Consider the following 26,274-nt stretch of genomic DNA (forward strand, 5'->3'; position numbering starts at 1 on the left):
CGATGCGCGGGCCTCAGAGATGACGTCCGCGCGGACCGAAGCGCGAGCCGATGCGCGCGCCGATTTCCGGCCGCACATGCCTGCCGATCGCCGTGCCGATCGACGCGCCGTCCTGCGCATCGCGCATCGCGCTGGCGGCGGCCCTGTCGTCGACGTGCTGCCGCGCGAGCTTGAGCGCACGCACGCGCACATACGCCATCGCGACCAGCGTCCACGGCGCGAGATAGGCGAACTCGGGCACCGAGACCATCATCATCGTCCAGGTCGCGGCGCAGCACTGGCGCAGCGCCATGCCGCGCGGATCCCAGTCGAGCTTGAACGCGGGGTAGAGCATCATCGCGCTGATGAAGACCGTGCCGACGACGCCGATGTTCACCAGCAGCGTCGAAAAGAGATCGGTCGAGCGGATATAGCCGAAGCCGACGCCGAAGAGCTGGTTGAGCGGCGCGGCATGAAACCACAGACGCATCGATTCGAGGAACAGCAGCGAGCGATCCGAGCCCGACTCGGTTTTCGCCTCGAGCTTGTCCGTGACCATCTGCTTGAACAGGTCAGCGATGTAGTCCTGCAGCACATAAGCGATGATGCACAGCACGAACAGGCCGATCAGCGCCTTGACCGGATTGATGCCGAGCTTGCGCACGCGGATGAGCGAGTACACCGCATAGCCGATGAGTACCGTCGACGACGTGGTCATCAAAAGCGACAGCCCGATGATCCAGACCGGCCAGCGCACCCGCGAAGTCGCGTTGAAGTAGACCCAGAAGGGGAAGATGGACATCGCGTACATCGACGGCTCGCCGGTGAGCGCCTTGAGACGCTGGATCGGAAAGCCCTTGACGTCGATCTGCTGGAACGAGCTGCCGTTCACCGTGCCGTCCGAGCGCACGATGCCCTTGCCGAACTGATCGCCGAAAGCGCGGTTCGAGATGAAGTCGCCCGGTTGCCCCGTCGCGATGTAGTAAGCCACTTCGAACATGCCGTAGAGCGCGAACAGCGTAATGGCCGCGAGCAGCCATTGGTCCCAGGTCGGCTTGTAGTAGTGGTACACGTAGGCCGCGTAGAGCACGACGGCCGCCACGTAGGCGGACTGCGTAAACAGGCTCTTGCGCATGACGAAGGTGAAGGGATCGGTGTCGTCGACGAGCACGACCTTGCTGAAGTCGGGATCGAAAGGCGCCATCACGTCCGCGAACTGCGACGTGAAGAACATGATCAGCCAGACGAGCAGCGCCGCGCCCACGAAGTGCAGCCAGTGCTTGCGTGCGCGGCCGCCGAACAGCAGCACGAGCGGCACGGAGAGGAAGCACATCAGATAGCCGATCGTCGTGCCTTGAATCGATGGCATGACGAGGAACGACGTCACCGGCATCGCGAAGGCCCAGATTCGGTAGTAAAGGTCGGTCAGCGCCGCTTTTTCTTTCATCGTCGAAGGTTATGTTGGATGGAGCGGGCACTGTGGCGAACCATCGGATGAAACCGCCGGTTCAACGCGACAGGAACAGGTGTGTATCGAGTCCTGACTCGCCCAGATAGAGGCAGCCGCCGATCGCGAGCAGCGCCAGCGCGACGACCAGCGCCATGCGCAAGGGCGCGCGCCTGCGCGCTGCTTTCGGCTTGCGATGAAAATCGCAATGCGGACACACGGACGAAGCCGCGGCCACCTGTCTGCGACAGCGCGGGCATTGCACGAGCCGATGCCTGAAGGAAAAACGTCCGCTCATATGCGTCCCTTTCCTCGATCCGGTTGGCGACGCGAAGCGCGCCGAAGCCCCGTGAAACAACGCTCTGATCGCAAGCGCCCAGCGCGCGACGATCACATTCCGGAAGATAGCTCGTCATGCCGCAAATCGTTTGACATCCCGATCGCGCGAGCGTTTCCCGCAACGGATGGAACGTAAAGCGCCGCGTGACGGGCACGCGGCGTGAAGCATCGGTACGATACGCGCGTCATCGCGCGCGCAACATCAGTTCACCGACTTGAACGTGCTCGTATAAGCCGCTGCATAACCGTAACTGCGGCGATTGCTCGGGCGTCGCGGAATCGCGTTGAAGACCGAACCGACCAGTCTGCCGCCCGCGCGTTGCACCTTCTTCACGGTCTCTTCGATCTCTTCCTCGCTCTGGATGCCCGAGCGCAGCACGAGCACCGTCGAGCCCGCATCGCTTGCGACAATCGCCGCATCGGTCACGACGAGGAACGGCGGCGTATCGACGATCACCAGATCGAACTGATCGCTCATGCGAGCGAGCATATTGCGAAAGCCCGGCATCATCAGCAGCTCGGACGGATTCTCCGGATAGCCGCCGCACGACATGAACGACAGGCCCGGCACGCCGACATAACGGATCGCATCGCTGAGCGCCATCTCGCCCTTCAGCACTTCCGAGAGACCGCCCGGATTCGACTGCTTGAAGAACGAAGCGATATGGCCGCGCCGCATGTCGCCGTCGATCAGCAGCACGCGCAGACCGATTTCGGCGAGCAGCACCGACAGATTCGCCGCGACGAAGCTCTTGCCAGCCGACGGAATCGGGCCCGTCAGCATCACGATGTTGTTCGGCGCGTTGGCGAGGTCGCGATACAGCTCCGTGCGTACCGCGCGCAGCGCCTCGACGGCCGGATCGTGCGGATAGCGCGTGGCGAGCACGCGGGCGTCGCGATCGGTGTCGGCGACGTGCGGCATCGCGAACGCATCATGCTCCGGCAGATGAACGTACGGCAGCGCCTTGGGTGGTCCGCCCTGCTCGGCGCCGGAATAGGTGAGCGGCGCATGCTCCGCGGGCGACACGGCGATCTCGTGATCGAGCATCGCCTGCTGCCGGCTGTACAGCACTTCGCCCAGCACCGGCACCGAGAGACGGCGCTCGACGAACATCGGATCGGTCACGCCGATCATCGCGTGGCGGCGCAGGAAGATGAAGAAGGTGCCGATGAAAAAGCCCAGACCCGTGCCCGCCAAGATGACGAGCGGCTTGTTCGGCTTCACCGGACGATACGGGCGCAACGCGTTATCGACGATATGCGCGCCGCCGCTCGTGCTTGCACGGCGCACCGACAGCTCCTGCGCCTTGTTGACCATGCCCATGTAGATGGTCTCGGCCACGCGCGCGTCACGCGTGAGCGTCGCGTTCTGGCGCTCGGACGCGGGCATGCTGTCGAAGCGCTGCTGAATCTGCTTGTTCGATGCTTCGAGCTCGGCGATCTGCTGATCGAGATTGACCACCTGCGGACTGCTCGGCTGGAAGCGCTGCAAGGCTTGCGTGCGTTGCAGCTTCAAGGTCGCGAGTTGCTGCATTGACACGATGCTGCCTTGCAGATACGCCTGCGCTTCGTTGATCGGCTGCACCGACTGCGACTTCGAACGGAACGCGCTCAAATTGCCTTCGGCCTGACGCAGATCGCGTTCGAGGCGCGGCAGTTCTCCGCGGATGAATTCGAGCGTCTTCGTGTCGTTTGCCTGACGCGCCTGCACGGCGGCCGCCAGATACGCCTGGCCGAGCGCGTTGGCGACATCGGCGGTGAGCGCGGGATCGTCTGCATTGAAGGTGATCTGCACGACGCCCGTGTCCTTCGCGGACTCGGCCACCTTCATCGTCTTCTTCATGAGCGCGATCGCGTCGAGCGTATTGAGGCGCGTCACGTCGAAATGCACGCCGGGGCGACCGATCACGCTGTCGACGAGTATCGACACGCCGTTCGCCGATGCCGGACGGCCGACCGTGCCGCGCAGGAGCGTCTCGCCGTCCGGGTCGCGCAACTCGTACTGGTTGTTTTCGAGCACGACCAGATCGAGCTTCTGGTCTTCGAGCGCGGGCGGCACGTCGAGCCGGCCGATCTGCAGCGACTCGCCGCCCCACGCGTACGAATCGAGACCGAACCATGCAGGCGCGAGATGTCCCTTCTTCGCGAACAGTTCCGCGATCGAGCCGAGCACGGGGAGCGTGTTGGGCTTGACCTTCACGTCGAAGTGAAACTGCTTGACGACAGGCTCCAGCACCGAGCGGCTCTGCATCATGGAGATCTCGGCGGGCGCGAGCTGATTCACTGTCTGCACCGCCTGCGGCATCTGCTGCTGGCTTTGCGGCGCGATGCCGAGTGCGTTCGGATCGGGTGGATCCACGCGCACGACCACGTCCGACGAATAAATGGGCTTGGCAAGAAACGCATACGCGCTCGCGAGCGCGGCGGCGATTCCGATGAACAGGAAGAGGATGCCAAGGTGGTCGCGCAGTAGCCTGAGCATGTCGCTCGCGGTGAATTCACCGTCATCCTTGCCCGGGCGCGAAGGTAAGGCGTTGACATAGGGGGTGTTCAAAGGCGCAGTCCTCAGTCGATAAATTGAGCGTTGTTTCCGGGCTGCGGAAAAAGCAGAGAGCCCGCGCGGCATGCCGCGGTACGTTACGTGTCAGTGGTCCGGCGAGAGAGCCGTTGGAACTTCCAGACTTTAAGACGCGAGAGGCTCTTGAAAAGCGGGCAAAGCGCTCGATGCCTCGCGTTCGCATGACGAAGCATGCCGGCTCATCGGAGTGCGATATATGCCTGAAGCACACACCGTGCCTCGGAGCCGCGTCCTGGATTCAGCGGATGAAACTCGCGAATCCGTCTCGAATCGCTTGCCATCAACGATACGATACGCCCGGAAAAAATAGCGTTCAAAACTATCTTCCGGGCGTGAGTTGCTCGCGTCTGTTAAGTAGCGAACGTTAAATGCCTTCCAATGTCGGGCACGCCACTTGCGCCCCCGTGTTTTCGCGCGATAATCATCGGTTCGACGCGCGTTGTTTTCGTCATACAAGTTGAGCCCATCTTCACGGCATCGGGTTCGCCTTGATGAAGTCGCGCACCGTATCGAAGCGCGATTTGCGCGTTTTACCGTCATCGTGAATCACGCCGTAGTTGCCATCGCCGCCGTAGCGTTGATCATCGTATAGCTCGTACAACGTCACATTCTGAATGTTGTAAGTTTTTGCAAGCGACACGAATCCCTTCAACGCATCCTTGCCGACGAGATAGCCCGCCGGGTCCTCATGAGTCGGCCGCACGCCATATTCCGTGATCCAGATGGGCTTGCCGTAACTGTCGCGCAACCGCTCCAGCACGTTGACCTTGTTCTGTCCCGCCGCCGTGATCGATCCCATGTTCGAGTACCAGTGCCACGCAGTGATGTCCCATTGCGGAATCGGATGGCCCTTGCTGCCGTCGGGCTGCGTACCCGCATAGAGCATGTCCGTGAAGCCGTAGTGAAGCCAGCTGAACGATGTCAGCAGGATCTTCGCGTCCGGGTTCGTCTCGCGTATGCCCTTGATCAAGCCGAGGATCGATCCGCGCGCCTTCATGAACCTCGCGTTGTCGTAATCCGACGGATGTTCGCCGCTGCGGTCCGAGCCGAGGATCGTCCAGTTGTCGTACTCGTTGCCCACCTGATAGTACGTGACGAGCCCCTTCAGCATGCGTCCCGCGATCTTGCCGAGCGCATAGCCGCGCTCGAACGTTTCCTGCTCGTTCGCGCGCTTCTCCTGCTCGAAGGGCGTCACGAGCGCGAGCACGCCGATGCATTGCTTCGCCGCCGCGCGCGCGAAATCCGCGACCATGTGCGCGCTTTCCTCGTTCGACACATCTTGCGCGTACATCGTGACACCAAGATCACGCAGTTGTGAAATCTGCAGACCATAGTCGCTCATGCGATACGCGCCACGATGTTCCAGATGTCCCGCGATGCCATAGAACACGCCGGTCGATCCCTTGCCGCAGGAAATCTTCGGCGTCGCGTGGCCCGCGGCATCCGCCTTGGGGACGGCCGAGCGACTGCTGTGGTAGGCGTCGGACGTGCCGCTGCGCGCGAAGATCAGCACCGAAGCGCACAGCAACGCGCCAAACACCAATACCGCAGCCACCAGAATTCGCATCGACGTTCGGCCTCGTGATAGTGCGCGCGGTTATTTGACCAGCGCGTCGGAGTGTCGTGCCGTCGCCTCGACGCCCGCGTTGCGCGCATCGCCCGCTTGCAGCACGACGTTCAGCGCCTGCGCATCGAATACTTCGCGCGAGAAGCGTCGCCGGAATGCGGCCGACAACGCGGCAAGCGGAAAATCGCGCGCGGCGAAGATGCGTTCGACGAAGGCATCGTGGTCGTGCGCGGGAAAGAGCAATGCATCGGGCAAATACGAATCGAGTCCCGATACGCGCGCGACGACGATCGGCCGTTCCGCGAGCACGGATTCGATCATCACGAGCGGCACGCCCTCGTACGCGGAGGGCAGCACGAGCGCATCGCTGGCGACGATATACGGCAGCACGTCTTTCTGCGGCCCGACCATTCGCACGCAAGCGGACAGTACGGGGCTCGCGTCGATCGTCTCTTGCAGACGCGCTGCGTCCGGCCCTTCGCCGACGATCAGCACGAGCGTACGTGCGAATGCATCGGCATGTCGCTCGATGGCCTGCATCAGGAAGTCCTGACGCTTCTGCTGAAAGTTCAGCCGGCCGACATGCGCGATGATCGTGGTGCCGTCGTCGGGCAGGCCGAGCGACGCGCGCGCGGCCTCTTTCGTGAGTGTCGAACGGCTGAAGCGATCGTCGACATAATTCTCGAGCACCATCGCGCGCGCGTTCGGCGCGAGCGTCTTCAGCTTGCCGCACAGATGATCGTTCAACGTGACGTACGCGTTCGGCATGCGATACAACCGGCGCTTGACGAGCCACTTGAGCTTGCCGGAGCGGCTTGCGTTCGCGGGCGCTTCGTCGACGAGCGGCAGATAGCTGACCGTCTCGATGCGTGCCCGGCGCGCCGCGAACAGCCCCGCGATGCCGGACGCGATCGTGCCCTGCGCGACCAGCACCTTGTCGAGTCGCAATGCTCGCAAGGTCGCGGCGGTCGCGCGCATCGTGCGCCACAGCGCGAGCGCATTCCCGCGTATCGATTCGGCCGTGTACGAAAGACCGATCGCTTTCACTTTCGGATGCGCGCTCGCCAGATCGCGCACGTAGCGATACAGCGGCTCGTTCCTGGTCGGCACGAGGATATGCAAGGTTTCGACCTGCGTGCTCGGCACGAGCGCAAGCATGAAGCGCTTGAGCATCTCTTCGTGACCGCCGTTTATACCCGAGTCGCAGTAGATTCCCAACCTCACCGGCTTCCTCCCTCGCTGCGCGCGTCGGCATTGCTGCTGGCACGCGCCGTCATGGCTTGTCGATGAACTGCATCAGCAGGCGTGCGCTTTCCGTCCATCGGAAGCGCTCGGCATGCGCGAGGCCCCGCCGCTTCAGGTCCGCGCTCAGTTCCGGCGAATCGAGCAGCTCGCGCAGTTTGCTCGAAATATCGTCGACCGAGTAGGGGTCGCAATAGATCGATGCATCGCCGCACGTTTCCGGCAACGCAGCCGCGCGGCCCACGAGCGTCGGGCAGCCGTTGCGCATCGCCTCCAGCGGCGGAATGCCGAACCCTTCGTAAATGGAAGGATAGAGGAAGCATGCCGCATGTTGGTAGAGCGCTCTCAGCTTTTCGTCGCTGACGTAGCCCGCCTGCTTGATGTTCGGCGCGCTCGACAGATCATGCGCCTTGCCAAAAATCGACGCATTCTTCATACCGACGATCACCAGATCGATCGACGGATCGTTCAGCTTCATGAATGCTTCGACGAGACGTTTGAAGTTCTTGGTCGGATTCATGCTGCTCACGGCGAGCACGTAGCGATTATTCGTGAGCTTCAGTTCATCGATCACGGAAGCATCCGGCGTGATGTGATCGAGATGGTCCGCGGCGAGCGGCACCACGCCGATGCGCTCCGCAGGCACGCCGACATGATGCGCGAGCCGGTCGCGCGAGAAGGTCGAGTTGGTCAGCACGCAGCTCGACGTGCGCGCGAGAATCCAGAACATCACGTGATACCAGGTGCGGAACTTCCACGAGAAGTGCGCGGGCGTATCGAACACCGCGGCATCGTGCATGTAGATGATCTGGTTCGTGCGAAAGATGGAACCCGAGTTGGACAGATTCACGATACGCGAGCGGCCGGCGAAGAGCGGCAGCACGATCTGCTCCCAGAAGACGCCCTTGCCGAAGCCGAGCTTGACGGTGTCGACGCCCTGCACGGGATCGAGGCCGCTTTGCGGCGGAACCGCGAGCCTCACATGCGAGCCTTGCGGCAACTGCCCGAGTGCGGCGACGAGTTCGCGCGCGACACGCTGCACGCCGGTGGTCTTCTGGCTCGTGAAACGGCCGTTGTAGACGAGCTTGCTGGTGGCGAAGGAAGTATCCATGGTCTAGGCGTCAGAACTGTGAATCGGAGCTGGTTTCATAGGCGATCTCGTCCTTGTCGAGCGGCGCGGGCGCGTGCGTGGAGGAGTCGAGTTCGTATATGGAGAGCCATTGACGGAAGATCGCGTCCATCGAAAAGCGCTTGCTCGCCGACGTTCTCGCCGCTGTTCCCATGCGCGCGCGCAGGACGGGGTCGTCGCGCAACATCGCCGTGTACTGCGTCATTTCTTCGACACTCGATGCGACGAAGCCCGTGACGCCATGCTGAACGACATCGCGATTGCCAACCACGTCCGTGACCACGGCGGGAATGCCCGCGACCTGCGCTTCGATCAGCGCGATAGGCATGCCTTCCCAACGGGACGTCTGCACATAGATGTCGAGACTGGCGGTAAGTTCAAGCGCACGGTCGCGCGTGACCCACCCACTGCACGACACGACGTCGTTGGGCGTCCCGGCGGGCAACTCTTCGGCATGACCGCCGATCCACAGGAACTGCGTCGAGTCGCCGTGCAACGCGGTGGCGAGGTCCACGAACGCTTCATGATTCTTTTGAAACGTGGCACGCCCGCTCATGCCGATGAGCACGTCCTGCGCGTCTTTCTCGATGCGCGGCGGAATCTCCGGCACGTTCACGCCGTTCTCGATCATGCGGGCCTGTCGCGCGTGCATTCTCGTCTCGATCTCGGAGAGCTCGCTCTTCGAGCACGCGACGATGGTGCCGCCCAGACGCGCCGCGATGCGCTCGAAGCTCAGATAGGCGAACTGCTTCGCGGCCGACACGTCGCGGCGCAGAAACGCGAGGCCATGCGGCGAATAGAAGACGCGGGCACGCGGCGCGGCGATGCGCGCGGCGGCGCGCCCCAGCACGCCGGCCTTCGAGGAGTGCAGATGGATCACCGACGGATCGCACTCCCTGAGCTTGCGAACCAGATTCCACAGTCCGGTGAGGTCGCTCTTCATGCTCACTTCGCGAACCATGTTCACATAGGTCAGCTTGACCGCCGGATGAAAAAGCCTGGAAAAATTGTTGGGCGTTTCCTGCCGGATCGAATGAAGGATCGTGACTCCGACGCCCGCGGCTGCCGCGCGGTTCGAAAGCTGGGTCAGCATGGATAGCACACCGCCACCGAAAGCTTCGGTGATATGGACGATCTCTTTCATCTTGGACTCTTCGTTGGCGTCCTGCCGAGCACCCGCGGCAATACGCAATAAGAAGTTAATGGCCTAATCGTTATCGGTGATCGACGTGACACTTTCGAGAAATGACCGATGCATGAAAGAGGTGCACGGTCGTTCACGAGGAGTACTGATCGAGCATTGAATTGCGCAATCGAAAAATTCGCACGCGATGCGACATAGCATGAGTCGTTCCCGCGCACGGACGCGAGGAACCTCATCATGCTCGAAAACTTCCCCGGAATTACCTGCTGGAAGCCTCTGACCAGGTCAATTTGGCCGTATGGCTCCCGCTAGATCGGTCTTTTTGAGGATTATTCTGCGTCGCGCGGTTGAAAATGCAGTGAAGCCCGGTAAAAACGGCTGCCCTGCAATGGTGCGCGAAGCCGACTAATCGTTCAGATTTTTTGGCGTCCCGGCGTAGGGACTGCGGCATCCGGCGTGGGCACCTTCCTCATTGAAGTGCTCAGGACACGGATTGTTTGAGGTCATTTCGTTACTGAGGCATTCTGCTGAGCAATCGCCGCTTCGCAAATCTCCAGAATTATCTGCAGGTCTTTGAGCGGAACCGCGACCGATTGCATGCGCAGGCTTTGGGCCTGCTGCACCAGCTTCTGGACGTGTTCGATCGACATTTCCTCTGATTCCATTCCACAGGCTCTCTTAATTAAACACTGGTCATACCAATACGATACCGGCTCGAAATGCATCGGTCGGTTCGCTGACTCACATACATGCATGCAACTTTGGAGTAGGGCGTGTGTCGAATGTTGCCACATCAAAATCATGCATCACGTCGTTCCCGAGCTCGCGCCTTCGGCGATTGGACGACGCTTCAGTAACGGCACGCCTTGCAGATGCAGCGTGAATGCCATCGCGGCAGCAACCAGCGTTTCGGTGATCAGCACCGTAGCCCCCGCGCCCTGTTCGCCGAACAGCGTTGCGAGCACGGCGAGCAAGCCGAAGTTCACCACCGCGGACGCCATCAGCACACGACTGAATTGTGCCTTCATGCCGAGCGGAAGCATCGTCTGAACACCGAAGAGATCGGAGAGGCCGGCCATCAACGGCACGAACGCCATCCATCGCAACACCTCTACGGTAGGCAAGAACTTCGGTCCGTACAAGAGTTTTACTGCAAGCGGCGCACCGAAGAAGATGCACACCGAGATCAGTGACACGATCACCGCTTGCACCACGAACATCTTGCGCAGGAACGCGAAGGCATCTTCTCTTGCGTGATGCATGAGAAAACTCACGCGCGGATACGCTGCGGTCTTGAGCGGTGTCAGCATATTCAGTGCCGCGCGGATGAGCTTGTCGGCCGCGGCGAAGTAGCCCGCCGCGACATTGCCCGCGATGAACGTGAGTATCACGATGTTGCTCGATGCGTAGATGTCCACGATCGCCGTGGCGATGAACACGCTCCAGCCGTCCTTCAGACGAGTGACGATGGTCTTGAACGATACGCGCACGAAGTCGAGCTCGCGCCGGGAGTACAGGTATGTGCAGATCGCGATGCCCGCCAGCAACGGCACCAGCGCATTCACGGCCATCGCAATGTACACATCGTCATGTTCGCGCACGAAGAGATACATCGCAGGAATGCTGAGCGCGCGTCCGATGAATACGAAGAGGCTCAGCATGCCGAGATCTTCGATGCCCTGGAAGTACCACGTGGGTATCAGCATCGCGCCGACCGCCTGACCATAGCCGATGAGAAGCAGCTCGCGATTCTCTTGGAGAAAGGGGATGGCCGACGTCAGTATGACCATCACGACGAATCCGGCGCATGCGAGCGAGGCTTGCGTGAGGATGGTTTCCCAGAACACGCGCGAGCGCAGTTCGCGATTGTCGCGATTGATCGAGACCTTCGGCGTGGCCGTCAGCGAGAAGCTGTAGTTGGTGAGCGAGATGAAGTAGGCAGTAAAGGCCAGGCCAAATGAAAGGCGTCCATATTCGCCCGGACCGAGGACGCGCGCGAGCCACGGCAGCGTCAGCAGCGGTGCGAGGTATGTGGATACCTGCAACGTCATCAGAATCGTGAAGTTCTTTCGAAAAGATGCCATTGAACGGTTTTTTCCCGGCTTGTGCGAAGCGTGGTGATCTTGATGACTATGCCGCAAGGTTGCGAACCGTGCCGGTTCGCCCGACGCGAGGGGCTCTTGCGTGACAGCTTCTCAGGCGAATAGTTTCGCTTGCGCGCTCTGCCGTCAATGCGGCACGCGGCCAGGAGATGTGCACGTCTGCGCCTTTGGACCGGCGTCGGGTGCGCGGAAGTTGAACGGAATACACCGCCTCCGGACCATCGATTCAAAGCCGGAAAGCATCAGTGTATTGCAAACCTTATTTAACAAAATAAAAGCATATTCATCAGTGGGTTTGCCCACGCAAATGTGCGTCTGACACGGGATCGTTCGATTGCAAACTACTTGAAGTGCTGGTATGGCGTACCGGCTTCGCAGGCCTCATTCATTCACCGCTGACGCCTGTCGGGGAACGCGATGTGCACGCGATGCCGCCGCAGGCGGACGCAACTCGAGGCCGAGCGCGCGCTTGACTAGGCGCTTGGCGAGGAACACGCGGCGATCGACAGCGATCTTCCCGTGAAAGCGCAGTTCCTTCTGGGTATCCGTGCGATGCGCGGCGAAGTCGCGATAGCGTGCCGCCGTGGCTTCGATGATTCGCATCGATTCGGCGAACGCGTGGCCATCGACGCGCGCGGCCTGAAAGCACGCATACGCGAAGACCTTGTGGAACATCGCGAGCCAGAAGGGATCGAGCGGGCCGCCGTGGCAGCGTCGCATGGTCTCTTCCGCGCAGGTTGCTAGCGACTGCACCGTGTACGGCGTCGCGCGGGTCGTGATGCTGCCTGCGCGGCGGCGATAGAAGTAGAGATCATCGGTGAGACGAAAGAGCGACTGCGCGCGCGCATAGACGAGCGGGATCGCGGCGGCATCTTCGTAGACGCGTCCGGCCGGAAACTCGATGCCGTCCCACAGTTCGCGCTTGTACACGCGCGCGACCGGAAACACCTGATACACGCGCGCGAAGTCCAGCAGCGCGTCGAGATCGCATGCGCGATGACCTTCCGTGCCCGCATCGATCAGCGTGACCTTGTCGATGACTTTGCCGCCCGAATCGATGATGCCGACATTGAATTCAATGATGTCCGCAGTGTTCGAGTCGAGCAGCGGCATGATCTTCGCGGTGAAGTCCGCTGCCCAGACGTCGTCGGAATCGAGAAAGCCTATGTATGGCGACGTCGCTTCCGCGATCGCGCGATTGCGTGCGGCGGAAACGCCACGGTTTTCCTGATGAATGACGCGGATATTGCGGCCGCGTGCGCTGCGCTGCACGTCGAGGATGCATTCGAGCGTGCGATCCGTCGAGCCATCGTCGATGATGATCAGTTCGATTTCATCGGAACGCGGTTGCGAGAGCGCTGATTCGAGAGACGCGGCGATGAAATGCTCCACGTTGTACGCGGGGATGATCACCGAGAGCAAGGTTTCAGGGTTGCCATTGTGGACGCGTGTCATTGTGCTCGTGTCACCGGTTAGAGTTGATTCGAAAGCCACCGTGGCCGAGGCGGTCATGCGTGCCGGCTGGTTCAAGCGCTTCAAGCGCTGAACGCCGGAGAGAATGCTATGGACAGGCGTGAGCGGGGAAAGTTCTGCTACGCCTGAATGCGGAATCGAATGCGTATTCTCCAGATTGAGCGCCTCAAGTCGCGGTCAAGAGAAAAATAAAATCGATGCGCGGCTTTGCGTAGGGAATTTTCATTGCTGAAGGTATTGCATTTTGCCAACTTGAGCTTGTTTGCAGCCGCCAATCCCGCTTTGAAACTCGACATGTAAAAAACGTAACGAGAGTTTATGCCTTGAATATGCGGCTATCAAAAAGCGAATTAATAGCATTCCGATATTTTCGAATCGGGCTGCTTGAGCACGATCGTGCACGCGGATTGCTAGACAGGCGCGGCGGCGCACGGAATGCACCGCTGCCGCATGCGTCGTAGGCGCTCACATATAATGATCCGCAGGGATTCATTCGAGCTGCCCATTCTTCGGGTAAATGCAACCGGCTTCGCGACTTCACCGCAACACCGTTACACGCAAGGATCCATAACCGTGACAACGTCTTTTTCCAGTACGGTCGAGCCGGAAGGCGACAACTCCTTCGGCGCGTCCGTCGCAGGAAACGACGGCGTGCTGGTGCTCGACGCCGCCCAGCGCTGCCTTTCCGCCGACGCCGTCCTGGCGCATCTCTTCGATCTCGATCCCGCCGCGCTCGTCGGCCGCGCGCTCGCCGATACCCCGTTACCCCGGCCGCTCACCGCGGCGTTCGCGTCGGCGGCCGATGCCGCGCTCGCGTGCAACGGCACGCGCCGCGCGCACGTGTCGATCGACGAGGGTGATACCACGCGCGCCTTTTCGATCATCGCGCTGCCGGGTGCGGATTGCGTGACGCTGATCGTGTCGCCGTTGGCGGGGGTATCGGACAAGGAGGACGGCACCGCCGATCGCATCGCGCATCTGCGTGCGGAGGCTGCGCTCTTCATGCGCGATCATGTGCTGTCGGTGGTGTCGCACGATCTGCGCGGTCCGTTGAACGCGATCCATAGCTGGGGCTACGTGCTCGAACGCAAGGTCGACGCCAACGATCCAGCCGCGCAGCGCGCGCTCGCGGGCATCCGCTCGGGTGTCGAACAACAGGTGAAGCTGATCGAGCAATCTGTCGATACGACGCGCGCCGAGACCAAGGCGCTGTCCGTCGCGCTCGCACCGGTCGCGGTGCGTCCGCTGCTGGAAAAGAGCGCGGCGCTGGCGCGCGCAGGCGTCGCGCGGGCGCGCGGCGTGACGATCGAGATCGACTCGCCGCTCGCGGAAGAACAGCTCGAAGGCGATGCGGAGCGTCTGTTGCAGGCGCTCTGGCTGATGCTCGCGTTCGCCGCCGAGGCGAGCGCGGCGGGCGCGACCGTGCGCGCGTCGAGCAATGTCGAAGGCAGCATGTGGCGCACCGACGTGCGTTTTACGGTATCGGCCGAGGCGCTCAGCGACGCGGCGTCGCCACACGTGCTCGAAGCCTTCGCGCGCCGGCAGGCGCTGGAACCGCGCGAAGGCGGGCGCATCGCGTGGGGGCTCGCGCTGTGCAAGCGCGTGTCCGAAGCGCATGGCGGCGCGTTCGAGCACAGCGATATCGCGGACGGCGCGGAGGTGACGTTGTCGGTGCGCCTGCCGGTCGCAGGGATGTAAATTGACTTTCGATTTCCTGTCGGCCATATACTGACGCTTTCCATTTTCGAAGAGAGTTGCTTTGGCTCAGGTTGTCGCGCTGATCGGCGCATTGTTGCTCGTCGCGTTGAATGGCTTCTTCGTCGCGGCGGAGTTCGGGCTCGTCAAACTGCGGCCCACGCGCGTCAAGGCGCTGGCGCGCACCAACGGCCTTCCTGGCCGCCTGCTCGCCAAGGTGCACGGGCAGCTCGACGCCTATCTGTCCGCATGCCAGCTTGGCATCACGCTGGCGTCCCTCGGGCTCGGCTGGATCGGCGAGCCGGCGTTCGCCACGCTCCTGCATCCGTTGTTCGCGCTGATCGGTGTCGAATCGGAGAAGCTGATCGATTCGATCTCGCTGTTCTTCGCGTTCACGGTCATTTCGTTTCTGCATATCGTCGTCGGCGAGCTGGCGCCCAAGTCGTGGGCCATTCGTCGCGCGGAGCAGGTGGGTCTGTGGCTCGCCACGCCGCTCTATGGCTTCTACTGGGTGATGTATCCGTTCATCTGGGTGCTGAACTCGAGCGCGAACTTCGTGCTGCGGCTTTTCGGCATCTCGGCCGAGCACGGCCATGACGCGCATTACTCCACCGACGAGCTCAAGCTGATCCTGCGCGGGCGTCGTCATGGCGGCGCGTCTTCGTATAACGAGGACGAGTGGAACACCATCGCGCATTCGCTCGATTTCAGCCGCATGACGGTGTCGGACCTGATGCGTCCGGCGCATGAGCTCGTCGGGCTGCGTAACGATTTGCCGATGCGTGACAACCTCGCTGTGATTTCGCGGCATCGTTTTTCGCGCTATCCGCTGTTCGCCGATGCATCGGGCGAGCGCGTGATCGGCATGATCCATCTGAAGGACCTGCTGCTGGCGGGCGATGGCAGCGGGCGCGGCTTCAACTTCAGCTTGTCGAAGGATGCAGCCGAGAAGATCGACAAGCTTTCTCGGCATGTGCGGCCCGTGCAATATGTCGCGCCGAATCTGTCGGCGCTGGAGTTGTTTCGGCGTTTTCGCAAAGGCGCGCCGCATCTGGCCATCGTTGGTCGCAAGGGGGCGAAGCCGATCGGCTTCATCACACTCGATAACCTGCTTGGCGCGCTCGTCGGGCAGATTCACGACGAGTTTCGTCAGGGTGATGCCGATTGGTCACGCATGGACGATGGCACGCTGATGGGCAAGGGGAGCTTGCCGGTTGTTTCGCTCGAGCGCGCGCTGGGGATCGATATCGATGAAGGGCGGGCGGAATCGGTGGGCGGACTCGTGATCAATGCGCTCGGCGATCTGCCCACCGAAGGGCAACGGGTGGAGTTCGATCGGTTCGATATCGTGGTCAAGAAGATGAACGGGCCGCGCATCGTACTGGTGCGGGTTTATCCAAGGGAAGAGGCGCTTGAGGAAGCGGAGTGACCTTTTGGGGTTTGGGGTTTGGGTTTTGGGTTTTGGTTTGTCGCCGGATCCCGTTTTCGTGTCGGTTTATTGGCGTTGCCCCTGTGCGGGGCGGCAGTCACTTTCTTTGCTGCTGCAAAGAAAGTAACCAAAGAAAGCAGCTATCCCCATCCAAAGTACTTCATGTCGGCCGCGGCACAGGCGATCAGTCTTGGCACAGCAGTAGCGAGTGCCCTCGTAGGCCAGACCGGGCTTGGACCGCGCACGGTCTGCCACATCGCGCCACACGCGCGACTGGTTCAGCACGAAATAGCTCCGGCCCGCTTCGCGGCCGACGGGTCAATCGGGACTGCGTGTGCTTCTGCGTATCCTTTTTCTCGTCTGTTTCCCTTGCATACCCAACGGCAGCGCGCAGCGCTGAGCCGGAACAGTTTCGTGCTGAACCAGCGCGCTCAAACGACTAGCTTGTCAGACCGTGCGCGGTCCAAGCCGGGTTAGGCCTACGAGGGCACTCGCTACAGAGGCCACGAGCGACGAGAAGAACACCCAAATTGCGTGTGACCGCGGGCGTTTCGAGCTGCTTTCTTTGGTTACTTTCTTTGCAGCAGCAAAGAAAGTGACTGCCGCCCCGCACAGGGGCAACACCAATAGACCGACGCGAACACGGGATCCGGCGAAAAACCAAAACCCTAAGGCTTCGGCACGCCTTCCTCCACCAGCAAAGCCACCGGCATCACCGCCAACGCATCGCGCAAAAACAGCCTCTCCCCTTCGGCCTTGGGCGCATTGGGCCCCAACCAATCGAACAACGCCCGCGAATGCAGCGCCTCGGGCAACGCGATCGCCGTGTCGCCCCAACGTTCAGGCTCGACAAGCGGCACATCCCGCTCAGGATCCAGCAACGATGCCGCAAGCCGCGTCGCGATCACGATCGCAAACGCACTCCCCGCATGCCGCGCATAAGCGATCACATTTCCAGCCTGCTCACCCTGAACCTCGAGCGGCACATACTCTCCTTGAGCGAACAACGACTCGCAATGCTTGCGCAAAGCCAGAGCGCGCCTCACGAGCGCCAGCTTCACACGTCCATCGCGCCAGTTCGCCAACTGCTCGGAGGGCGGTCCCTTCTCTTCCACCTCGGCGAGCCACTGCCGACGCAACGCATAATCGACAGGCCTGCGATTGTCAGGATCGACGAGACTGAAGTCCCACAACTCGGTGCCCTGATAAAGATCCGGCACACCCGGCGACGTAAGCCGCAACAGCGTCTGCTGGAAACTGTTGATCGCGCCGAGCGGCGCGATGCGCGCGACGAACGCCGACAACTCCTGCAAAAAGCCATTGCGCCGCTGCGGCGCGACGATATCGAATAGAAAGTCCTTGCACGCGTTCTCGTACGCTTCGTCAGGCGCGAACCAACTCGTACGCGACTTCGCCTCACGCAGCGCCTTCAACTGCCATTGCGCCACACGTTCCGCAAGCGCGTGAACGCCCGCTTCGTCATCGGGGGCGAGCGTCGTCGGCCAGCATCCGACGAGCGTCTGATAAAGCATCGCCTCCGCCGCCGGCCCCGGCGCCCAGTCGTGCTGATCGCCGCGTCTCAGAGGCGTGTTCAAGGTGGACCATTGCCGCAGCGTCGTGGCCCACTCGTCGGGAATCTCGCTCAACGCCGCGATGCGCGCGCGCACGTCTTCTCCGCGCTTGTGATCGTGCGTCGCAGTGCAGAGCATGGCATGCGGAAACGCGGCGAAGCGCTCCTGATTGCCTGCGTGGAACGCGTCGACGGACAGCGAAAATTCACCCGGGTCCGCGCCGACTTCATTGCGCGAAATGAGCCGCCCGTAGCGATAGCACGCCGTATCTTCGACCGCCTTCGCCGCCACCGGCGATGTCAACTGCGAAAACAGCGTCTGCGCCGCACGACGCTGCGAGCCGCTCGACGATGGCGGGTTCGGCCCCGCCTGCGCCTGACTGCGATCACGCTCGCGCGTGCGCTCCGCGGCGCGATCACGGCCGCGTTCCGGACGCTCGCCACGCTCGGGCTGCGGCACATCGTCGGGCAGCTTGCCGCCGAGCCATTGCGCGACCTGGTCGAGCACGACATGATCCGCCCGCGCGAGCACCGCGCGCGCGGCGTCGAGCGCTTGCGTGAAGAAGCGCTCGTCCTCGGGGCTGCGCACGCTGCCGATCGGATAGATGCGATACACCGGAAACTGCACGACGAGTTCCGCGACCACCCGCCTGATCGACGTGAACGTGAGATCGCGCGTCGTCTGCGCATCGCGCGCGATACGATGCAGCGCGCGCGTGACGCGATCCAGTTCCGCCGACAGATTCTCCGCGAGTATCTTGCGGCGCGCGGCGAGCGCCTCATCGGCGAAGCACGCGCTCTTGCCCGTGATCTCGGCCCACAACGCGGCAAGCGGTTGCGCGCCCGCCGGATCATGCAGCAGCGCGCCGACATCGTTCATGAAGTCGTAGCCGGTCGTGCCGTCGACCTGCCAGTCGCGCCGCAACGGCTCGCCGCGCGCAAGAATCTTCTCGACGACGAAATACGTGCGGCCATTGCCGTGCCGCAACGCCTCAGGACGTTCGATCGCCAGCTCTTCGAGCCGGGCGCGCAAGCGCTGGCAATACTCGCGCGGTTCGGCCAGACCATCGACGTGATCGACGCGCACCCCATCGATCAGCCCTTCCGTAAAGAGTCTGAAGACGAGCGCATGCGATGCCTCGAACACCTCGGGCCGCTCGACGCGCACGCCGCCGAGCGTGCTCACGTCGAAGAAGCGCCGCCAGTTCACTTCGTCGGCGGCGGTGCGCCACCATGCAAGGCGGAAATGCTGGCGCTCCAGCAGACGATGCAACCGGTCGCGGCCTGCGGGCGTATCCGGCGCGTGCGCGGCGAGGATCGCCTCGATCGCGGCCTGGCCGCCCTCGGTCTGCGCGATGGTGACGAGCGCGGTGCGTGCGTCGGCGGCGCGCGGCTGATCGACAGGCTGCGTCGTCAAACCGACGAAGCGTTGCGCAAGCTCGGGCGCTTCCTGAAACACGGCAGGGTAGTCGACCGGGCACACCGGAAACGCATTCGAGTAATACTCGATGACGAAGCGCCCTTCGTCCGCGCGGTACGCGAGCCTGATTTTGCCGGCCTGCAATTCGTCGCCATAGGACGCGCCGAGAAACGGCGCGAGCACCTTGCCGCGCAACGCGGGATCGGGCGAATGCCAGTCGACGTCGAAGAAGCGCGCGTGCGCGGCATGGCGGCCCCATTCGAGAATGTCCTGCCACCACGCGTTCTGCGATCCGCCCACGCCCATATGATTCGGCACGATATCAACGATGAGTCCCATCTCGTGCGCGCGCAGCTTCTCGACAAAGCGCCGCAGCCCATCCTCGCCGCCCAGCTCGGGATTGACCGTCGTGTAGTCGACTACGTCGTAGCCGTGCGTTGAGCCGGCGGTCGCGGTCGTGATCGGCGACACATAGGCGTGACTCACGCCGAGTTGCGCGAAGTAGTCCACGAGCGCGGCGGCGTCGTCGAACGTGAAGTCTTTATGAAGCTGAAGCCTGAGCGTGGAACGCGGTACGGTCATGGTGATTCGGGTTTCGATGTGGTTTCGTTCGGCTGCACGGAGCGCTTGCGCGCGGCATCGACGGCGAGCAGGCGGTCGGAGAAGGCATCGTCGAGAAACAGCTCGTCGACGGCGCTGGTCATGCGCCTTCGCCAGTTCGGATGCTCGTCGATCGAGCCGGGCAGGTTCGGCTGCTCCGCGAGCGCCAGCAGGTCCTCGAGCGGATACGTGACGAGCGGCGCGGGCGTCGCGGCGACGAAGGCGAGCGCTTCATCGACGGGCGCGTTGTCGATGCCGGGCGCGTCCACGTCGTCAGGTGCGATGCCGGCATCCTGAAACGCGCGCCACAGATACGCGCGATCCGCGCCGCGCTCCTCGAGCGCTGCTTCGACGGCGTCGCGGCCATCGGCGCGCGCGTTCGTCTGACCGATCTTCGAGCGCCATACGATGTCCTCGCCGCGCCACCATCCGGTGACGGTCGGCAGGTCGTGCGTCGTCGTCGTCGCGGTGACGCCGCTGTCCCATTCGCGCGCCGGCTTGAAGCCCGGGCCATCCACTTCGCGCTCGAACCACAGCACGCGTATGCCCAGCAAGCCGTGCTCCTGCAAGCGCTCCGTAAAGCCCGGCGGCACGGTGCCGAGGTCCTCGCCGACCACGATCGCGCGATGCCGCCACGATTCGAGCGCGATGAGCCGCAGCATGTCATCGAGCGGATAGCGCAGATACGCGCCGTCTTTCGCGCTTTCGCCTTCGGGCACGAGCCAGAGCCGGCGCAGGCCGAGAATATGATCGATGCGGATGCCGCCCGCGCGCGCGAACGCGCAGCGCAGCATGTCGATGAACGCCGCAAAGCCCTGCGTGCGCATCGCGCGCGGCGAGAAGGTCGTGAGGCCCCACGATTGCCCGGCCTGATTGAAGAGATCGGGCGGCGCACCGACCGACACGCCCGTGAGCATTTCCTCGCGATAAGACCATGCGTGACTGCCCGCGCTGTCGCAACCGACCGCGAGGTCCGCGACGAGACCCACGGCCATGCCCGCATCGCGCGCGGCGTACTGCGCATGCATGAGGCCCTTGGCCGCGAGCCATTGCGTGAAGAGATAAAAGTCTACTTCGCGGCGATGCGCGCTGGCGAATTCCGTCACCGCGTCGCTGCGCGGATCGCGCAACGCCTCGGGCCAGTTGCGCCAGTGGCCTTCGCCATTCTCCCCGATCTGCGCGGCCTGCAGCGCCTCGAAGCGCGCATGATCTTCGAGCGGCCGGCCGCCTTCCGCGACGAACGCGGCGAAGTCCTTCGCGAAGGGCGAATCGCGGTCTTGCGAAAAGGTGTCGAAGAGGGCGCGCAGAATCGCAAGACGCGCTTTCGATGCACGCGGCCAGTCGATCAGCGCGAGACCTTCGAGTTCGTCGAGCTCTTGGGCCACGCCCGCTTTTTCGATCGCCGCGCGAGCCGCGGGCGCGCCGAGCACGGCGGCCGGATCGATATGCGCGATGTTGAGAAAGAGCCGCGACGACGGCGAATACGGGCTGAACTTGTTCGGCTCGGCGCTGAACATCGCGTGCATCGGGCTGATGGCGACGGCGTGTCCGCCGCGCCTCGCCATCTGCGTCGCGAGCGACGCCAGCGCGGTGAAATCGCCGATGCCGCCATCGCCGTTGCGCCGCAGTCCATACACCTGCGCCGCGACGCCCCAGAGCGGCGGCACGTGTTCGGCGTCTTCGTCCACGGTGCGCCATGCATCGTCGATCGTATAGCAGCGCGCGGGCGCGACCGCGAGCGTCGTGCGATGGTCGTTGATGACGAGCGTGTGATAACCCGGCTCGGCGATCGGTGAGAGCAGCGCGGTCTCGCCCTTGGGCGACGTGAAGCGTCCGTCGATGACCTCGCCGCTTTCCAGTTCGATGCGATAGCGCGCGCCCGACTTCGCCGCCGACACCGGCAGCGCGATGCCGCGATCCACTTCGGCGGTGATGAGCGGCGGCAGCTTGCGTCCGCTGATCTCGGCATCGATGGCGGCCATACTCTGCCGGATCTGCGTGGCGTTGCCGCACGGCAGGCCGAGCTTTTCGAGCAGGATGCGCAGCGTCGTTTCCGGCACGCGCTGCATGGTCTTGTGCGCGTTCAGCCATTCGATCTCGAAGCCGGCGCGTTCCGCGAGCGCTTCGATGCTGCTCACGGGCCGCGTGTCGTGCGTTTTACTGGTGGCGGCGCTCACGAGACTTTCCCTTCGGCCGATGCCGGTTCGAAGCGGCGCGCGTCGTGCGCGATCGCGTACTCGTTCACGTCGCCGGTGAGCCAGGCGAGGAACGTGCGTCCGCTGAGTTCCCCGTCACGCGCGCGATCCTGCGCGCGCGCCGGCGTCTCGAAGATGATCTTGCCGGCGGGATTCTCCTTCAGCGCGATGCCCTCATCGCCGAGATTGAGCGCGATGGTCAGCGTCTCGCCATCGCCGAGCTTCCAGCGCGCGACGAGCGCCTTGTCGCCGAGTACCTCCGCGCCAAGCGATTTCGCGCCCTTCAGACGCGGCGTGACGAGCTTCGCGCGCACCGTAAGCGCCGAGCGATAGAAGTGCAGCCATGCGAGCCGGTCTTCTTCGTCCTGTTTGTCGGACAGCGTCGGCGAGGACATCGCGAAGGTCTGTTTATCGTTCGGATCGGGAATCTGCGCGCGGCGTTTTTCGTCGCTGAACGCGGAGAACTTTGCGAACTCCTTGCGACGGCCTTCGCGCACGGCATCGGCGAGCTGATCGTGATAGTCGGTGAAGAACAGGAAAGGCTGCTTCGACCCGTATTGCTCTTCCATGAACAGCAGCGGAACCTGCGGCGACAGCAACAGAAGACCCGTCGCGGCGTAGAGCGATTCATCGTCGGTCAGTGAGCGCAGACGGTCGCCCATCGCCCGATTGCCGATCTGATCGTGGTTCTGCAGGAACATCACGAAACGCGTGGGCGGCAGATGTGCGCTCGTTTCGCCACGCGGCTTGCCATCGTGGATCGGCGATGGATCGCCCTGATACGCGAAGCCTTCGCTCAGGATGCGCGCGAGCTTCTCGATGGGCCTGTCGCAATACGCGCCGTAGTAGCTCTCGCTTTCGCCTGTCAGAAGGACGTGCAGCGTGTTGTGCGCGTCGTCGTTCCATTGGGCGTCGAAATGCGCTTCGAGCAGATTCGCCGTGTTGTGCTCGTTCTCCAGCACCAGATGCACGTGACGGCCCGCTTCGACGGAACTGCGCACGCGGTGCGCGAACTCGCGCAGCCATTCGTCGTCGTCGATGGCGTGCACCGCATCGAGGCGCAGGCCATCGAAACGATATTCGTTGAGCCAATACAGGGCATTGTCGAAGAAGAGGTCACGCACTTGCGGACGCTCGAAGTCGATCGCCGGACCCCACGGCGTGTGCACGCCTTCGCGGAAGAAGGTCTTCGCGTACGCGTGCAGATAGTTGCCGTCCGGGCCGAAGTGGTTATAAACGACATCGAGAAACACCATCAGGCCGAGACCATGCGCGGTGTCGACGAGCTTCTTCAGGTCATCGGGGCGGCCGTAGGACGAGTCGGGCGCGTAAGGCAGCACGCCGTCGTAGCCCCAGTTGCGCGTGCCGGAGAAATCGTTGAGCGGCATCAGTTCGATGGCCGTCACGCCGAGTTGCGCGAGTTCCGGCAGACGCGCGGTGACGCCGGCATATCCGCCCATCGCGCCGACGTGCAGTTCGTAGAGCACGGTTTCTTCCCACGGCCTGCCGTGCCAGTTGGTGTGGGTCCAGCGATACGCGCGCGGATCGACGACTTCGCTCGGGCCGTGCACGTCCTGCGGCTGAAAGCGCGAAGCGGGATCGGGCACGGCGAGGTCCTGGTCTAGCCGATAGCGGTAGAGCGTGCCCGCGCCGCCATCGGCTTCGGCTTCGAACCAGCCGTCGCCGGTTGCCTGCATGTCGACCAGTTCGGGCGCGCCGCCCGCGCGCTGAATTTCCACTTGCACGGCATCGCGCGAAGGCGCCCAGAACCGAAAGCGCGTACGCGGATTTTCACGCACGGCGCCCGTCAGATGAGCGCCGAAAGGAAGGCAATACGCATGATGATGCTTGTGCGGATCGATCGGACGTTCGGACATGATTTCCTGCCTGTAGTGCTGCTGTTCGGCGAATTTCTCGCGGGCGTGTCAAGTCTTTTGCTGGCGCTTCAATACGGCGAATCGATGTCGGGCGCACGCGGCGAAGGCATCGTACCCGGATCGGGCGGCAAAGCCGTCAAAAGTCGAGGCCCCTGATGCGCGCCCGCCATCCACACCGCCTGCCAGTCGGCCTCGCCGGTCGGCTCGGCCAGCAGCACCGTGATGCTGTGCGCGGCCACCTCCAGATCGCTGCCGACGAGCGGCCGCGTCACGGAGTCGGGCTCCGCGCTATCGATGAGCACGTTCCATTCCAAGTGCGGCGCGGGCGGCGTGAATACCAGCGTTTGTGACGATCCGTTGAACATGATCAGCAGCACATCGATTTCGCCGTCGATGCCGGGGCCTGCGCGCCGCAGCGTGAGCGCGCGCCGCTCGGCGTCCTGCCATGCTTCGATCTCGAGCGCGTCGCCGCGTTCATCGAACCAGCTCACATCGTAGAGTCCCGGCAGCACTTCGCGGTCGCCGTAGAGAAACCGCGTTTCGCGCAGCACGGGGTAACTTTTGCGCAGTGCGATGACGCGCGCGACGAACTCGGTCATCTCGACACCCTGCGCACTCGCCGCCGCGTCCCAGTCGAGCCACGATATCTCGTTGTCCTGGCAGTAGGCGTTGTTATTGCCCTGTTGCGTGCGGCCGAATTCGTCGCCGGCGAGCAGCATCGGTGTGCCGAGCGAGAGCAGCGTCGTCGCGATCATCGAGCGGGCGAGACGCGCGCGGATGGCGAGAATCGCGGGGTCGTCGGTCGGGCCTTCCACGCCCCAGTTCGTGCTGCAATTTTCGTTGTGGCCGTCGTTGTTGCCTTCCTGATTCGCCTCGTTATGCTTGTGCGAATACGCGGTGACATCGGCGAGCGTGAAGCCATCATGCGACGCGACGAAATTCACCGAAGCCCACGGTTTCCTGAAGCGGCGGTTGAACAGTTCCGCGGAGCCGGTGAGGCGCGCGGCGAGATCGGGGCGCATGCCCGCATCGCCGCGCCAGAAGCGACGCACGCCGTCGCGATACTTGTCGTTCCATTCGGCGAAGCCCGGCGGATGATTGCCCACCTGATAGCCGTCCGGCCCGATGTCCCACGGCTCCGAGATGAGCTTGCGCGTGGAGAGGATCGGATCCTGGCGAACGGCATCGAAGAAGCCCGAACCTGGATCGAAGCCGTGGCCTTCGCGCCCGAGCGTGACGCCGAGATCGAAACGAAAGCCGTCGATATTGAACGCGGTGCTCCAGTAGCGCAGCGAATCCATCACCATCTGCAGCACGCGCGGATGCGACAGGTTCACGGTATTGCCGCAGCCGGTCTCGTTGATGTAATGGCGCTCGTCGCCGGGAATCAGGCGGTAATAGCTGGCGTTGTCGAGGCCGCGCCATGAGACCGTCGGTCCGAGTTCGTTGCCTTCGCAGGTGTGGTTGTAGACGACATCGAGAAACACTTCGATGCCCGCCGCGTGCAACTGGCGCACGGCGATACGCATTTCGTTGAGCCGATGTGTCGACAGATACGACGGTTCGGGCGCGAAGAACGCCGCCGTGTTGTAGCCCCAGTAGTTTCTGAGGCTGCGCTCGACGAGAAAGCGGTCGTTCAGGAATGCGTGGACCGGCAGGAACTCGACGGCGGTGATGCCGAGTTTCTGCAAGTGCTCGATGAACCACGGCGACGAGAGCGCCGCGAAGGTGCCGCGTTCGTGCTGGCGGATGTCGTGGCGCATCATCGATGTGCCGCGCACGTGCGTCTCGTAGATGATGGTTTCGCCCCAGGGCGTGTCGGGGCGCACGTCGCGGGACCAGTCGAAGGCGTCGTCGGTGACGATGCATTTGGGCATCGCGGGTGCGGAGTCGCGACGGTCCATCGACATGTCGAGCCGGTTCGAATGCACGCGATAACCGAAGAGCGCATCGGACCAGCGCCAGGGGCCGACGAGCTTTTTCGCGTAGGGGTCGAGCAGCAGTTTGTGCGGGTTGAAGCGGTGACCTTGCTGTGGCTGGTACGGGCCGTGGGCGCGGAAACCGTAGACCGTTCCCGGATGCGCGCCGGGGAGATAGCCGTGCCAGATTTCATCGGTGCACTCGGGCAGGTCGAAGCGCATCAGTTCCTTGCGGCCGGTGCTGTCGAAGAGACATACCTCGATGCGGTGAGCATTCGATGAGAACACCGCGAAGTTGACGCCCAGACCGTCCCAGTTGGCTCCGAGCGGGTACGAGGCGCCCGGGAGTAACCGTTCGGGGAGTGCATTTGCCATTTGGGCTTTCCTTTAGGTTAGGTCTTTTTGTTGCCGGATCCCGTTGTCGTGTTGGTCTATTAGCACTGCCCCTGTGCGGGGCGGCAGTCACTTTCTTTGCTGCTGCAAAGAAAGTAACCAAAGAAAGCAGCTCGACACGCCCGCGGTCACACGCAATTTGGGTATTCTTCTCCTCGCTCGTGGCACTCAGTAGC

At 62.9% G+C, this 26,274-nt stretch carries 16 protein-coding genes; 2 read left to right on the forward strand and 14 right to left on the reverse strand.

The window, feature by feature from the left end:
• Nucleotides 1–13: 13 nt before the first annotated feature.
• The 10 genes from BTHE68_RS14265 to BTHE68_RS14310 all read right to left on the reverse strand — a co-directional run bounded on the left by BTHE68_RS14265 (nt 14) and on the right by BTHE68_RS14310 (nt 13,066).
• A complete protein-coding gene (locus BTHE68_RS14265; protein ID WP_162067014.1) occupies nt 14–1,426 on the reverse strand; it encodes a hypothetical protein in 1,413 nt (470 codons plus the stop codon).
• 61 nt (nt 1,427–1,487) lie between these two features.
• Nucleotides 1,488–1,724 (reverse strand): hypothetical protein, encoded by a 237-nt coding sequence (locus BTHE68_RS14270; protein ID WP_162067015.1) that lies wholly within the window; start codon nt 1,722–1,724, stop codon nt 1,488–1,490.
• A gap of 243 nt (nt 1,725–1,967) precedes the next feature.
• Nucleotides 1,968–4,319, reverse strand: a complete 2,352-nt coding sequence (locus BTHE68_RS14275) for a polysaccharide biosynthesis tyrosine autokinase (protein ID WP_162067016.1) — start codon at nt 4,317–4,319, stop codon at nt 1,968–1,970.
• 493 nt (nt 4,320–4,812) lie between these two features.
• Nucleotides 4,813–5,910, reverse strand: a complete 1,098-nt coding sequence (locus tag BTHE68_RS14280) for a glycosyl hydrolase (protein ID WP_162067017.1) — start codon at nt 5,908–5,910, stop codon at nt 4,813–4,815.
• A 30-nt stretch (nt 5,911–5,940) separates the two neighbouring features.
• Nucleotides 5,941–7,134 (reverse strand): glycosyltransferase, encoded by a 1,194-nt coding sequence (locus tag BTHE68_RS14285; protein WP_174258040.1) that lies wholly within the window; start codon nt 7,132–7,134, stop codon nt 5,941–5,943.
• 49 nt (nt 7,135–7,183) lie between these two features.
• On the reverse strand, nt 7,184–8,263 hold the full coding sequence (locus BTHE68_RS14290) for a glycosyltransferase family 4 protein (RefSeq protein ID WP_162067018.1): 1,080 nt from the start codon (nt 8,261–8,263) through the stop codon (nt 7,184–7,186).
• A gap of 10 nt (nt 8,264–8,273) precedes the next feature.
• Complete coding sequence (locus tag BTHE68_RS14295) at nt 8,274–9,425, reverse strand: glycosyltransferase (RefSeq protein WP_162067019.1); 1,152 nt, start codon at nt 9,423–9,425, stop codon at nt 8,274–8,276.
• A gap of 503 nt (nt 9,426–9,928) precedes the next feature.
• On the reverse strand, nt 9,929–10,090 hold the full coding sequence (locus BTHE68_RS14300) for a hypothetical protein (RefSeq protein WP_162067020.1): 162 nt from the start codon (nt 10,088–10,090) through the stop codon (nt 9,929–9,931).
• Nucleotides 10,091–10,231: 141 nt separating this feature from the next.
• Nucleotides 10,232–11,509: a flippase gene (locus BTHE68_RS14305; protein ID WP_162067021.1), complete on the reverse strand. Its 1,278-nt coding sequence runs from the start codon at nt 11,507–11,509 to the stop codon at nt 10,232–10,234.
• 399 nt (nt 11,510–11,908) lie between these two features.
• Nucleotides 11,909–13,066 carry a glycosyltransferase family 2 protein gene (locus BTHE68_RS14310; protein WP_232077995.1) on the reverse strand — a complete coding sequence of 386 codons (1,158 nt, stop codon included), beginning with the start codon at nt 13,064–13,066 and terminating at the stop codon, nt 11,909–11,911.
• A gap of 507 nt (nt 13,067–13,573) precedes the next feature.
• On the opposite strand from BTHE68_RS14310, the gene BTHE68_RS14315 reads away from it, so the two are divergent.
• Together BTHE68_RS14315 and BTHE68_RS14320 are read left to right on the forward strand one after the other, a co-directional pair.
• Nucleotides 13,574–14,698: a sensor histidine kinase gene (locus tag BTHE68_RS14315; RefSeq protein WP_353622653.1), complete on the forward strand. Its 1,125-nt coding sequence runs from the start codon at nt 13,574–13,576 to the stop codon at nt 14,696–14,698.
• Between the two features lie 61 nt (nt 14,699–14,759).
• Nucleotides 14,760–16,124 carry a hemolysin family protein gene (locus BTHE68_RS14320; protein ID WP_162067022.1) on the forward strand — a complete coding sequence of 455 codons (1,365 nt, stop codon included), beginning with the start codon at nt 14,760–14,762 and terminating at the stop codon, nt 16,122–16,124.
• Between the two features lie 668 nt (nt 16,125–16,792).
• On the opposite strand, the gene treY is transcribed toward BTHE68_RS14320, so the two are convergent.
• The 4 genes from treY to glgX form a co-directional block, all read right to left on the reverse strand.
• A complete protein-coding gene (treY, locus tag BTHE68_RS14325; RefSeq protein ID WP_162067023.1) occupies nt 16,793–19,696 on the reverse strand; it encodes a malto-oligosyltrehalose synthase in 2,904 nt (967 codons plus the stop codon).
• Complete coding sequence (gene malQ, locus BTHE68_RS14330; RefSeq protein ID WP_174258041.1) at nt 19,693–21,891, reverse strand: 4-alpha-glucanotransferase; 2,199 nt, start codon at nt 21,889–21,891, stop codon at nt 19,693–19,695. The genes treY and malQ overlap by 4 nt, the downstream gene beginning before the upstream one ends.
• Nucleotides 21,888–23,786 (reverse strand): malto-oligosyltrehalose trehalohydrolase, encoded by a 1,899-nt coding sequence (gene treZ / locus BTHE68_RS14335; protein ID WP_162067024.1) that lies wholly within the window; start codon nt 23,784–23,786, stop codon nt 21,888–21,890. Before treZ ends, malQ begins: the two co-directional genes overlap by 4 nt.
• Nucleotides 23,787–23,854: 68 nt before the next feature.
• Nucleotides 23,855–26,080 (reverse strand): glycogen debranching protein GlgX, encoded by a 2,226-nt coding sequence (gene glgX, locus BTHE68_RS14340; RefSeq protein ID WP_162067025.1) that lies wholly within the window; start codon nt 26,078–26,080, stop codon nt 23,855–23,857.
• Nucleotides 26,081–26,274 lie beyond the last annotated feature (194 nt).

It is taken from the genome of Burkholderia sp. THE68, assembly GCF_009938265.1.
GTDB lineage: Bacteria > Pseudomonadota > Gammaproteobacteria > Burkholderiales > Burkholderiaceae > Caballeronia.